Genomic DNA, 12,238 nt, shown 5'->3' on the forward strand with positions numbered 1-12,238 from the left:
CTTGTCCTCCGCATATATTTAAGCCATATGTGAAACCGTGTCCTGAAACTCGTTTTCCTTGAAGACCGAGAGTGGCGGTGATTCGTCCAGACTCCGGCCCGGCAGGTATTCAAAACTCTGCTGGGTTCGCGCAGCCACGGTGCGGAATAGTTTCATGACCGGAATATCATTGGGACAGGCGTTGGAACACTGGCCGCACCCCACGCAGGCTGTGGACATATGAACCATACGGGTCAGGTGAAAAAAGACCGTGTCCGTGGGCATCTTCAATCCGCCCTTGCTCTTGGCCCAGCCAAGGTACTGCCAGGGCTTGTGCTCGAAAACATCGGTATTGAACACGCATTCCTTGCAGTAGCAGACCGGACAGGCCACCCGGCAGTTGTAGCAGTTCACACAGCCTGAAAAATATCCGGCGAGGTCGGTGAGATTTCCGGTCTGGGCGGTGGTCTTTTCAAACATGGCATCGCGGTACTGAATGCGTTCAGCTATCAATTTTTCAAGAACCTGATTTCGTTCACCGAGAATCATGTCCGGCAAGCCCATGGTGTTCAGCAGGGCTTCGCCGCGCGCGCTGTCGGCCATTACCGGAATAGCCTGCTTCAGATCCGCCCCGGCAAGGGCTAGAATGATATCCGCGTTTTCAGGAGCCGGAAATTCGCAGGACTTGCAGGCGGAGGTCAGGTCCACACCGTTGACCGAGCCGTTTTCCTGTGCGTGGAAATCCATACTGGCTTCCATGGAATCCCGCTCACCCACAAAAGTTTTGTAATCGGTGTTGGAGTACGCTCCCTTGCAGTCCACGCCGACGATGATCACATCATCAAGGCTGCCCTGATTGAGCTTGACCAGCTCTACAAAAGCCCGGATTTCACAGGGCCGCAGCACCGCGACAATGCGTTCGCCCGGCCTGCCGCGGGTCAACCGCGAAAGCAGCTTGGCACTGTTCATGGCATAAGCCGGAGCCAACGGATCAGCACCGGAAAGCATATCCGGGGCAGTAACCAGCGTGGGCATGGGCAGCCCATTGCCGAATAAGTGGACCGGAACCAGAACCCCGCCCACGGATTCATCCTTCAGCAGTCCGCGCAAAAATTCCTGTACCGCCAGAACCGGATTATTATTTTCCACCTGTATCTTTGCGATGGTAGCCATTTTCAGACCTCCTAAACCACAGCCATAGACCGGGTTTCCATGGGACCGAGTTCTCTGATCTCGTTGATAAAATTATTCACCGTGGCCGCAAATTCATTACCTTCACTGGCTCCGACCCAGGTCAGTTTGACCCGTTCCTTTTCAATTCCGAACTGAGGCAGAATTTCATTGATTAGCCTGATCCTCCGCCGGGCCTTATAGTTGCCGCTTATGTAGTGGCAGTCGCCCGGATGGCAGCCGCTGACCAGCACCCCGTCCGCCCCGGCAAGCAGGGCCTTGACCACATATTTGGGGTCGACCATGCCGGTACACATGACCCGCACCAGCCGTAGATTGGGCTGCTGCACCATCCGGGAAGTCCCGGCCAGATCGGCAGCAGTGTAGGTGCACCAGTTACAGACAAAGGCCAGAATGGTCGGTTCAAATTCATTACTCATATTCATCTCCTGAATGTTGCCGGTTAAACTTCACTCTTTGCCTCAGCCTGTTCTCCACCTGCTTCAGGGGGCGGGGGATTAAGCAGCATGCCAAGCATGCCGTCAATTTCATTGAATACCTGTAGCTGCTTGAAATGTTTGATCTGGGCCGCTCCGCTGGGGCAGTATCCGGCGCAGCTTCCGCAACCCTTGCACATGGCCTCGTTGATAACCGAGATATTGCGGCGCTCATCGAACTCAATGGCTGAGTAAGGACAAAGATCAATGCAGACCTTGCAGCCGATACAAATATCCGGGTCAATGAAGGATGTGGTCGGTGAAATGGAAACCTTGCCCTTGGCCGCAAGGGCCAAAGCCTGCGCCGCGCCGCCCGAAGCATGGGAAACAGCATCGGGAATATCCTTGGGTCCCTGACAGGTCCCGGCGAGGAAGACCCCGTCCGTTGCCGTTGAAACCGGACCGAGCTTGGGATGTTCTTCAAGGAAGAAACCGTCCTGCCCCTGCGCAATTCCAAAGATGCGGGCCACTTCGGTTACATCCGGGCGCGGTTCCATGGCCGTGCAGAGGATGACCATGTCCACGGGAACACGCACGTTCACGCCGAGCAGGGTATCTTCACCCACGATGACCAGATTGCCGTCTTCCTCAACCACTTCAGCCGGACGCCCGCGAATGAAGTTCACGCCTTCTTCCTGAACGCGCTTGAAGAATTCTTCGTAACCCTTACCGAAGCAACGCATGTCGATGTAAAAATTATAGACCTTGGTATCGTGCCCGACCTTGTCCTTGATCAGATGGTCAAACTTGAGGGCGTACATGCAGCAGGTCCGCGAGCAGTACTCGTGGTAATTCTTGTCCCTGCTGCCGACACAATGGATGATACCCACGCTCTTGGGTGTTTCGCCGTTCTTGAGTACAATCTTACCTTCAGTGGGGCCGACCGCATTGTTGAGCCTTTCGAACTGAAGGGCGGTGTAGACATTGTCGAATCGTCCGAATCCGTATTCGCGCATGGGGGTCGGGTCCATGGCATCATACCCGGTGGCCAAAATGATGGACCCCACATGAAAGACCTCACGCCGTTCCTTCATGGTGTAATCAATGGCCCCGGTGGGACAGATCTTCTGGCAGATGCCGCACTTGTCCTTGGTGATCTTCTTGCAGACTGTGGCGTCGATAACCGGGGTGTTGGGAACTGCCTGCGGTGAATTGCGGTAAATGGCCTTACGCATGGAAAGGCCTTCGTTAAATTCGCTGATGGCCTTGGTGGGGCACTTCTCAAGGCAGGCTCCGCAGCCGGTACAAACATTTTCATTTATGTAGCGGGGCTTGCGCAGCACGGTGACTGTGTAGTTGCCCACAAAGCCGGACACCTCCTCGACCTCGCTCCAGGTCATGAGATTGATATTCGGCTCCTGGGAAACAGCCACCATCTTGGGGGTGGAAATACAGGCCGCACAATCCAGAGTGGGAAAAGTCTTGTCGAACTGAGCCATGTGCCCGCCGATGGAGGGACTCTTTTCAACCAGATGAACCTTGTGCCCGGACTTGGCAACGTCAAGGGCAGCCTGAATTCCGGCGATCCCCGCGCCAACGACCATGACATCGGGCAACACGTCCACTTCACGGGAAAAAAGCTCCTGATGCTCACCCACCCGGTCCACGGCGGCTTCAACTATATGCATGGCCTTCAAGGTCGCCGAACCCTTGTCCTCGGTAACCCAGGAACAATGCTCGCGGATGCAGGCATGCTGCATGAGATAGGGGTTAAGTCCGGCCCGTTCACAGGCCTTCTGAAAAGTCTTTTCATGCAGTCGGGGAGAACAGGAGGCAACCACTACCCGATTCAGTCCGAATTCACGGATATCCCGGATAACCATTTCCTGTCCCGGGTCGGAACACATGAACTGGTAATCACGCGCAACGACCACGTCCTTTAATTTCCCGGCATAACTGGCTACTTCCGCACAATCGACCTTGCCCGCGATATTCGATCCGCAATGACAGACATATACTCCGATCTTGTTGGCCATGGTGCATCCCTCCTTTGGGATCAAAGAATGCTGTTGCCGTTATTGAGCTTTAAAGTCAGCTCCCCCACCAGTTGCTTGAGCTTTTCGTTTTCCGCCGCCAGTTCCGGGTCGGCAGGAGGGCAAAGCGGTTTTTCAAAAGCCATGTGGCAATTCCTTAAAAATTGTTCCCGCCATTTGTAATACTGTCCGGGCCGAAGGTCGTGGGAGCGGCAGAGTTGGGTGACGCATCCGCCCATTAGTCCTTCCAGAACTATTTTGGCTTTTGTCTTCGGGTCCCATTTGCGTCTCATCCGCCAATACCTCCTTAGTCTCTTTCCCTGTCTCCAACCGGCCCGTTTTTTCCTTGGAGAGTAAGAGAGTGTTGACCCGGGCGAGTCGCTGTTCTTCCATCTTCTGCTGCCAGCAATTCCCCTGTTTCCGGGCACAAACGCGTTCTTAATTCTTTCTTGCTGTGAATGACCTCGTCACTTGCTTCCCTAACAAGATGCGTTCCGCCATGGAGAAACACTGATATTTCTGATTGATGATGTTTTTATCCTTTTTAATTTTCTATAAATTGAGTCCAAAACACCCTTAAAACTGTCTTGCGAGACAAGACAAATCCAACCCCGCAAGACACGGAGCCGGACACAGCGACAAGGTGCCATAGGTATCTATGTTCATTTACAGGAGAATTAATCTGCAAAACGAGCAGGCAAAAGAATCGGCCATGCAGTGGCAACGGTGGCTGTAAAGTTTAAACCGTGATATGATATCAGCGCTAAACCGAAAGTGGCGGCGGGTTGGCGGTCAGCGGCAGGTCTTTGAGTGACTAGGCGTAACCTATGTGATGAAAAGGAGATATTCACATGTCCGACATTCTCATCATTGACGGAAATAAAAATTTTACCCGCGGTCTTGAGAGGGCGTTAACTGCTCATGACCTGCCTTCCAACAGCTGCAACCAATTGTCTCAAGCCATGGGACTTTTGCATACCGGAGATTATAAAGCTGTTCTGCTTGGCGATGATCTGGCGGACAGACCCAGCTTTGAATACCTTTCAACCATCAGAGCCATCCCTTCATTCCCGGAAGTGATCATGGTCTCAAAAGACAGGGACCCGGATACTGGGGAAAAAGCCATTCAGAGCGGGGCATGGCATTACATTACCAAACCGCCGAATATCCAGCGGCTGGTGGTGCTCGTCAAAAGGGTTATTGAATACCATCGGAAGCGCTATGAGTGCGGGATGAGCTGTTCACTGGACCGGACCGGGATAATCGGCAGCAGTCGCCCGATGATGGCCTGCATGGACAGGCTGGCGCAGGCCGCCGGATCTGAAGCCAATGTGCTCATCACCGGGGAAACCGGAACCGGCAAAGAGCTTTTTGCACGGGCGATCCATAAGAACAGCGTACGGGCAAAGAAAAATTTTGTGGTTGTTGACTGTGCGGCGCTCCCGGATACATTGGCGGAAAACCTGCTTTTCGGTCATGAGCGGGGAGCTTTTACCAGCGCGGATGCCACTTCAATCGGAATGATTAAACAGGCTGATGGGGGCACCCTTTTTCTTGACGAAGTCGGGGAAATGCCCCTGAGCTTGCAAAAAGTTTTTTTGCGGGTTCTGGAAGGTCATAGTTTCCGTCCTGTGGGGAGTGGCAAGGAAAAGTTTAGTGATTTCAGATTGCTGTCAGCCACAAACCGAGATCTGGAAACCATGATTAAGCAAGATGAATTTCGCCGGGACCTTTTTTTCAGGCTACGCGGCATACGTTTGCAGCTTCCCCCGCTGCGTTTGATTACCGAAGATATTAATGAACTGGCCGAGTATTTCCTGGAGCAAAAAATCAAGAAGCTCGGAGTAGAATCCAAAACATTTTCCCCAGATTTTCTGGATGCCCTAATGACCTACAGCTGGCCCGGCAACATCCGCGAGCTTCAGCACGCCATTAAGCAGGCGGTGACCCGTTCCGACCGGGAAAATGTGCTTTACCCCCGCCACCTGTCCAGAGGGATTCGGGCGCAACTGACCCGGCTGTCACTGGAAGAAAGACAGCAGAAAGAATCACAGTATACGACAAGTGAACCAGCCTCGATCGAAGAATTTCCCACACTTAAAGAGTACCGGGCACTACAGATGGAGGTACTCGAAAAAAAATATCTCCACGACATGTTGGATATTAGCGGTGGAGATATAAAGGAATCCTGCAGGATTTCCGGGCTCTCACGGGCACGGCTGTATGCTCTGCTCAAGCAGTATAGGATTAGTAGGAATAGAGATTAAGGTCGGTATTTAGAGCTGGTTACCAGAATAGACAGCCCTGCTAGAACTCTGACCAATACCTTTTCCAGCCTGATGACAACAAACCAACAGCTCAACTTAACCAATACAGGTTGTATGAAATTATACCACTTCCCCCTACTCACCTTTTACTCACCTTTCCAGATGAGTTGAATAGGCTTCAATGAGTAAGAATGGGTGTTAACCACCTGAAATAACATACACCGGATATGATTCCGTAGCCTCCGGAGCTGAAGGCCACAGGTTCGAATCCTGTATTGCCCGCCAGAATATGAAATCATACAGTCCGATACTGTTTATTAAGCCCCTGAATTTCAGGGGCTTTTTTTGTTTTCATGGGTATTACTGTACGATGTAATCCAGCCCAATCCGGGACCACTTGTGTGTACTCTGGTGTGTACCGGGGATTTGGGTACACTTCGGTACACACTTGGTACACACGTTGGGTGATGGGATGCTTGGAGCTTGGGATGATGTGGGCAGAATACACACTGTGTATTTGGACTTGGTACACACAGCTGAGTTTATGGCAGCTCGAAAAAACAATGGTCATGTCGCTGCACTTCCTAACACACTTGATACACACATCGATACACACCGTGGGGGTAATGCGCTTGAGATTGGGATAATGGCGGTGAGTGTTGAGTCGCACAGGAGATTTTACGGAATATAATCCGAACAGCACAATGAGTAATAAAAATCATAAAAGGACAGCTAGTTACAAATAATCCAAACGCAATGTAAAATGCGTATCATAATTGATTGAAATGCTACAGATTATGGAAAAGTGCTAGCTTGTTTTTGTTGTAATATACCGATTGGGCTTTATGAGATGCGATTGGGGCTAATGCCATACCTGCACCAAGAGACACAAGAAGAGGGGTGTCGGCGACACAACCGAGCATAAATGAAGCAGGAGGAGTAATAATGTTGAGTATATTTGATAAGCTATTTAGTCTACTGGAAATTTTTTGGCACTTTTTACGTTTTTGCTCTAGTTTAGAATAAATCGCATCTCTATCTAAGTCCAACACTTCAAGTTGACTTTTAATCTTGCCTACTTCTTCTCTGAGTTCAGCAAACTCATCGCCACATCTTATTTTCCATCCTTCCATGTATATTTTTTTCTTCTCCCATGCCTCTCCACAATTTTTACACGAAACTATTCTTTTGCAAGCGAAGCATTGCAACTCTCCTATTGAAATAGTAGGAAAAAGTTGCGGAATATGCATTTTAAAATAAGCCGCAAAAGCATCATTTACTGCATTACTATTTATGTATTTTGGCTTATTAAGAAGTTCAAAATATCTATAAAAATCATTGTCAGCAGATAGAGTACAATTTAGATCATTACATACTTTTATAGCAGAGTAATATGATGCAATTTTTATATGACACCAGTTGCTATTATTGTAAGCAAAACCATTTGGGACGTTTTCTTCTTTTTTGATAGGCTTTTTAATTGATCTTAAGTCTTGATCTATCCTTTTTGAAATTTTTTCTGTAAATGGTTTTGTCTTTTCAGTATGTATGGTTAATTTTTTTAAATTATTATTACTTTCAACAATTTCCAACAGTGCCATTGCTGCACGTGCGTATGTAGTTAGTTTAGAATCGTCCTTTTTTTCGATCTCATTTAATGCTTTGCTAAACCCTTTGGAGACAATAAGATCTTCAGCCCAAGTTAAATTGAAAAAACTTTTGAAGAGTTCGGGATAATCATAGTTATTTAATTTGATTTCATGATCAGCAAGTTCATAAAAAAGATTAAGGCCACCTATGAATAATTGTACAGACATAATTTTTACTGGCTAGAGTTAATATAACATTATTGTCTATAAGATTTATAAGCACCGTAGTCAATATACATCTGAATACTATGAAATTAACGCAATTGCCACTGTTCCCCTTGTATTACTCCCCCACAAGTTCGAATCCCACACCTCAAATATTCTCCCCAAATAATACCGTCCAATACAATCCAGAACGGACCTGACCATCAGGTCCGTTTCGTCCATCTGCATCCAAATAGGTCCAAGCAAATCTCCTTGGACTCTCGTTGCTCCGTCTCCAGAATTGTGTGTACTGTTGGCTCATGCACCCAGCTCGGTACACACATTAATTTTGTTAAAGGAGACAGTTATGCTACTTACAGCAAGAAAGATTCAGACAGCGGCACCCAAGGACAAAAAGTACGACATGAAGGACGGAAACGCCCTTTTCCTCCGGGTAAGACCAAGCGGTGTAAAATCGTTTATATACCGCTACCGCCACCCTCAGACAGGCAAACCCAACATCTATACATATGGAGTGTTCCCGGACATTTCCTTGAAAGAAGCACGGGAAATGCACCGGGAAGCAAAAGGACTGGTGGCAAAAGGCATTGACCCAAATGAAAATAAAAAGCAGAATCGTATTCAGGATTCCGGTGAGAACTCATTTAAAAAAATTGCCGAGCAATGGCTTGAGAGAAACAAAGCTGACTGGAGTCAAAAAACTTACCAAACCAACGCAGGACGGCTGACAAACCATATTTTCCCGTACATCGGGCCAAAGGACATTACAGACATATCTGCCCAGAACATCCTCAACCTTATACATAGGATAGAAACCAAAGGTACCATTGAAACTGCGCGGCGGGTAACATCCCTCTGTTCACAGGTGTTCAGGTATGCAGTGTTTCTGGATAAGATCGAATATGATCCCGTGCAGAGGGTGAAAAACGCCCTCCCCCCGACCAGCAAGACCAAGAAGCACAGAGCGCACCTTAACAGCCCGAAGGAGATCGGATCCTTGGTACGAGCAATCGAAGGTTACACCGGACATTACACCGTAAAACAAGCCCTGCGCGTTGGCCTGTACACATTTACCCGCTCCATTGAGGTACGGGGCATGGAATGGGACGAAATTGATTTTGAAAACAAGGAATGGCGCATCCCCGCAGAACGTATGAAAATGAAGGAACCGCACATCGTGCCGCTCTCAAGGCAGGTTATGGACATCCTCACCGAAGTAAAAGCCCTGAATCACCCTTCAAAATACGTTTTCCCAAGCGTGATCAGCAAAGGCAATATCCTTTCCGAAAACACCTTGAATGTTGCCCTTCGCCGCTCTGGGTATACGAAGGAGCAGCTTTGCTTCCACGGATTCAGGGCAACATGCGCCACACGCCTTTATGAACAAGGCTGGGCTGGTGATGTAATCGAAAGGCAACTGGCCCACGTAGAGCGCAACGGGGTTAAGGCTTCCTACAACCACGCAGCCTACTTGGACGATCGCCGCAGAATGATGCAATGGCTCGCTGACGACTTCGACAGCCTGCGGGATAACCGGAAAGTGATTCCCTTCAAACAAAGTGCGTAGCAACGTGTTGAAATTGCATGGAAGAATGTTTATAAATTTCTCACATTTTCAAACCAAACCAATGCTGTCCGGTTAACACGCCATCTCCAATAATGGATAACCCACGTTAATCGTGGTCTTTTTTAATGGTGGATCAAACAGTTCTTCCAGGTTGGAACGCCTAAAAACGTTTAACTGAACAAGCTGGATCATCTGCTGCAAACTCCGTCCTATCTTGGAACGAAACTTCAGATAAGCCAGCAGCAAATGGACTATCATTGCCGTATAAATCTGGCTCAGGACGGCATTTTCGGATTTGCCGACAAAGGACTTAACCTTCAAGGTTTGCTTGATCAGCCGGAAAAAGATCTCGACTTGCCAACGCTCTTTATAAATTTCAGCAATTGTTTTTGCTGAAAGCGAGAAGTTGCTGGTTAAAAAACTGTAATGTTTGCCTGTTTCGCGGTCACGATATCCGATTCGTCGTAAATCCAATTTGCCCTTGCGCATTTTGACTCGGATAATTTGGTCAGAGGTGACTCCCTGTTTCCTCTTAACAGGATTACGTTTAACCACTTTAAATTTTGCGTTTTTCTTAAGGCGAGTGACGAAATGGACTCCAGATTCGATGAGAGCCGAGAACCATTGGTAATTGTTGTAGCCTTTGTCGAAAACAACGATTGATCCTTTGGGAAGCTTGAGTGTCTTGGCTACCTTGGATTCATGTTGCCGCGCATCGGTTACAACCGTCAGAGCAGGAATATATCCGTCATGGTCAAGCAAGGTGTGAAGTTTGATTCCTCCACGGTTCTTGCGAAAGGAAGCCCATGGAAATGCCTCCAGACAAAGCTTGATTGTGCTGGCATCAAGGCTGAACAGCTTGTGCTTGAAGCGAAATTTATGAACTGGCGAGATGGCTTCGCACCGCTTGTACATCTCTGCGAGTAAGGTCTGGAAGAAATCGGCAGAGCGTTTGTTGTTGGCATCAGAAAAGGTTGAGCGGGATACTGGCTTGATCCCGAGATGGTAGAATTGCTGGGAATTCGCATCCAGATTACGGATCCCGTCACGCATGGAAGGTCGCGCAGCCAAATGGATAAATGCAAGAGAAACAAACTGAGCCCAGCGGGTAAAAACACGAGCCTTTCTTGCACTCGGATGCTGCCGCTCCACGGCATCAAAAACATGTCTCGGTATCAGCTGTAGCAGTTGGGAAAGAATTGTGTTACTATGAGCCACGTCCAAATTCTCCTTTGTTATGTGTTGCTTAGACACCAATTACATAACATTTTTTGAGGAGATTTTGGACGTTTTTATTTCAGCTTAACCGGACAGGAATGAAACCAAACAGAAAAATACAACTAGACAATTTGTCATTAAAATTTGGGGACTAGATGATGAATAGCAAGGATAGCCAAAAAAACAATTCTACAATGATAAGCACACGCGACATATGGATTAATGCTGAGATTATTATAGATCAGCATGACATATCGAGAGGCGATTTTTTAGAGTTACTAAAGGAAAATACTTTTGTATTCGGTCACATAGAAACACAACACAATCGCTACGAACAGTATAAGGAAGACGATAATATCTGCTGGTCACTTCTGTTCGGCGACATGTATATTGAAGAAAAAAGCTACCACAAGTATTGTAAAGAAAAAAACTTTAACCCAATAAAAGATTCCAGCCTCGAAAAAAAAATTAAAAGGCTTGAAGCTGAAATAGTAAAACGCGATAAAATAATAAAAAAACTTAAATCTAAGTCCTCTATAGAAAAAACACCTGAAAGTCATACGCCAACAAATAAGACAGAGAAAGAAATGCAATATTTTGAGGATGTAAAAACAATTATATCTGGAGCCTTGAAGCTCATAAAACATTGGGAAGAGCTAAAAATGAAAAAGGATCATCAAAGCAAGCTCAAGGTTATAAATGGATTAAAGAAGAAAGAGATTATCGAGTATTCTGAGATTGAAAAACCAAGAAAAATGTACCGTGCAGTTAAGACAGCACTCGATAGTATGGGACTTATCAAGGCACATAAACGTGGTACTTCCTCTCAAACTTTGGAAACAGACTAAATAAAACAACTCAACTCGCACGCTTACAATTTAGTTGAAGTGTAAAATGCCGCACTGGGAACATTGTATTTCTCAAATGCAATGTTTCCCTTTTTAGCCGAAAATCACACTACATTCGCCTTCCCTCCTGCATTACACCCCACCAGCTCTCTACTGGTATTTATTCATCATTTTTAATGTTGATACTAAGAAAATTAGACATGCAGTGCTAGCGAGTAAGCTTAAGCTACCGATAAATGCTTTCTAAAGCAGATAGACTCATCACTGGGCAACCTAGTCTTTTACCTTTCGCCCCAGTCAAATAGATTATATATCAATAGTCACCTGTGCTATTTTCAACATCACACATTGTCCGCACATTAAATCGCCGCCAATCTATTAAATCGCCACGCTGAATTAATTCATTTTTTTTGAAAAAAAGAAAATCCGCTGCCCGGTGCAGCATATTGCCTCGCTCAGACCAAAACACTCACACAAAAAGCACAATTCAGGAAATCGCCGCCCTAGAATCATTCGTTTTTTTTGCAAAACCATATTTCAACACGGCGATTTAATTTCAAAAAAACGAACGGCGAATTTGAAATTTTGTCATTTTTTTCTAGGATGTTGTCTTACCCCAAAGCATGCATGCAGTTAAACAGGCTCAGGTAAAACTAACAAAAAAAAGAGAAAAATATGAACCAACACAAAAATACCCCGGACTACGGTTTTTACCGCCTTGATGATGTACTTCGCATAATCCCAGTATCCCGATCTACTTGGTGGGCAAATGTAAAAAAAGGCATTTACCCGCAACCATACAAGATTAGTGAAAGGGCTACAGCTTGGAAAGTCGGCGACATACGCAAATTCGCGGAAGAAATCGGACGCGATGAACAAAGCCCCAGCTAACCTTCAAGACAATG

The 12,238-nt window shown here is 47.0% G+C and carries 10 protein-coding genes; 4 read left to right on the forward strand and 6 right to left on the reverse strand.

The features are described 5' to 3' along the window. Window positions 1-18 precede the first annotated feature (18 nt). From ACO05Z_RS10185 to ACO05Z_RS10200, 4 genes are read right to left on the reverse strand one after another with little or no spacing between them, the layout of a single operon-like run. Window positions 19-1,152: a Coenzyme F420 hydrogenase/dehydrogenase, beta subunit C-terminal domain gene (locus tag ACO05Z_RS10185; RefSeq protein WP_421902071.1), complete on the reverse strand. Its 1,134-nt coding sequence runs from the start codon at window positions 1,150-1,152 to the stop codon at window positions 19-21. Between the two features lie 11 nt (window positions 1,153-1,163). Further along, window positions 1,164-1,589, reverse strand: a complete 426-nt coding sequence (locus ACO05Z_RS10190) for a hydrogenase iron-sulfur subunit (RefSeq protein ID WP_421902073.1) — start codon at window positions 1,587-1,589, stop codon at window positions 1,164-1,166. A 23-nt stretch (window positions 1,590-1,612) separates the two neighbouring features. Then, the gene (locus ACO05Z_RS10195; RefSeq protein WP_421902075.1) at window positions 1,613-3,622 is read right to left on the reverse strand and encodes an FAD-dependent oxidoreductase; all 2,010 of its coding nucleotides are present in this window, start codon (window positions 3,620-3,622) and stop codon (window positions 1,613-1,615) included. Between the two features lie 20 nt (window positions 3,623-3,642). Beyond that, on the reverse strand, window positions 3,643-3,912 hold the full coding sequence (locus ACO05Z_RS10200; RefSeq protein ID WP_421902077.1) for a transposase: 270 nt from the start codon (window positions 3,910-3,912) through the stop codon (window positions 3,643-3,645). Between the two features lie 558 nt (window positions 3,913-4,470). On the opposite strand from ACO05Z_RS10200, the gene ACO05Z_RS10205 reads away from it, so the two are divergent. After that, a complete protein-coding gene (locus tag ACO05Z_RS10205) occupies window positions 4,471-5,886 on the forward strand; it encodes a sigma-54-dependent transcriptional regulator (RefSeq protein ID WP_421902078.1) in 1,416 nt (471 codons plus the stop codon). A gap of 788 nt (window positions 5,887-6,674) precedes the next feature. On the opposite strand, the gene ACO05Z_RS10210 is transcribed toward ACO05Z_RS10205, so the two are convergent. Next, window positions 6,675-7,703: a hypothetical protein gene (locus ACO05Z_RS10210; RefSeq protein WP_421902080.1), complete on the reverse strand. Its 1,029-nt coding sequence runs from the start codon at window positions 7,701-7,703 to the stop codon at window positions 6,675-6,677. A 343-nt stretch (window positions 7,704-8,046) separates the two neighbouring features. Here ACO05Z_RS10210 and ACO05Z_RS10215 point away from each other — a divergent pair, with 343 nt between their 5' ends. After that, a complete protein-coding gene (locus ACO05Z_RS10215) occupies window positions 8,047-9,267 on the forward strand; it encodes a tyrosine-type recombinase/integrase (RefSeq protein WP_421902082.1) in 1,221 nt (406 codons plus the stop codon). Window positions 9,268-9,339: 72 nt separating this feature from the next. Here the strand turns inward: ACO05Z_RS10215 and ACO05Z_RS10220 are convergent, their stop codons facing one another. Further along, on the reverse strand, window positions 9,340-10,485 hold the full coding sequence (locus ACO05Z_RS10220) for an IS4 family transposase (RefSeq protein WP_421902083.1): 1,146 nt from the start codon (window positions 10,483-10,485) through the stop codon (window positions 9,340-9,342). Window positions 10,486-10,640: 155 nt separating this feature from the next. On the opposite strand from ACO05Z_RS10220, the gene ACO05Z_RS10225 reads away from it, so the two are divergent. After that, window positions 10,641-11,333: a hypothetical protein gene (locus tag ACO05Z_RS10225; protein WP_421902084.1), complete on the forward strand. Its 693-nt coding sequence runs from the start codon at window positions 10,641-10,643 to the stop codon at window positions 11,331-11,333. 675 nt (window positions 11,334-12,008) lie between these two features. Further along, window positions 12,009-12,224, forward strand: a complete 216-nt coding sequence (locus tag ACO05Z_RS10230; protein ID WP_421902085.1) for a helix-turn-helix transcriptional regulator — start codon at window positions 12,009-12,011, stop codon at window positions 12,222-12,224. The last annotated feature ends 14 nt before the right edge of the window (window positions 12,225-12,238 follow it).

Source organism: Maridesulfovibrio sp. (assembly GCF_965230075.1).
Taxonomy (GTDB): domain Bacteria; phylum Desulfobacterota; class Desulfovibrionia; order Desulfovibrionales; family Desulfovibrionaceae; genus Maridesulfovibrio.

Bases quoted from the DNA above. Each gene is read 5' to 3' on its own strand.
- ACO05Z_RS10185 (WP_421902071.1), bottom strand. From the start codon at position 1,152: ATGGCTACCATCGCAAAGATACAGGTGGAAAATAATAATCCGGTTCTG.
- ACO05Z_RS10190 (WP_421902073.1), bottom strand. From the start codon at position 1,589: ATGAGTAATGAATTTGAACCGACCATTCTGGCCTTTGTCTGTAACTGG.
- ACO05Z_RS10195 (WP_421902075.1), bottom strand. From the start codon at position 3,622: ATGGCCAACAAGATCGGAGTATATGTCTGTCATTGCGGATCGAATATC.
- ACO05Z_RS10200 (WP_421902077.1), bottom strand. From the start codon at position 3,912: ATGAGACGCAAATGGGACCCGAAGACAAAAGCCAAAATAGTTCTGGAA.
- ACO05Z_RS10205 (WP_421902078.1), top strand. From the start codon at position 4,471: ATGTCCGACATTCTCATCATTGACGGAAATAAAAATTTTACCCGCGGT.
- ACO05Z_RS10210 (WP_421902080.1), bottom strand. From the start codon at position 7,703: ATGTCTGTACAATTATTCATAGGTGGCCTTAATCTTTTTTATGAACTT.
- ACO05Z_RS10215 (WP_421902082.1), top strand. From the start codon at position 8,047: ATGCTACTTACAGCAAGAAAGATTCAGACAGCGGCACCCAAGGACAAA.
- ACO05Z_RS10225 (WP_421902084.1), top strand. From the start codon at position 10,641: ATGATGAATAGCAAGGATAGCCAAAAAAACAATTCTACAATGATAAGC.
- ACO05Z_RS10230 (WP_421902085.1), top strand. From the start codon at position 12,009: ATGAACCAACACAAAAATACCCCGGACTACGGTTTTTACCGCCTTGAT.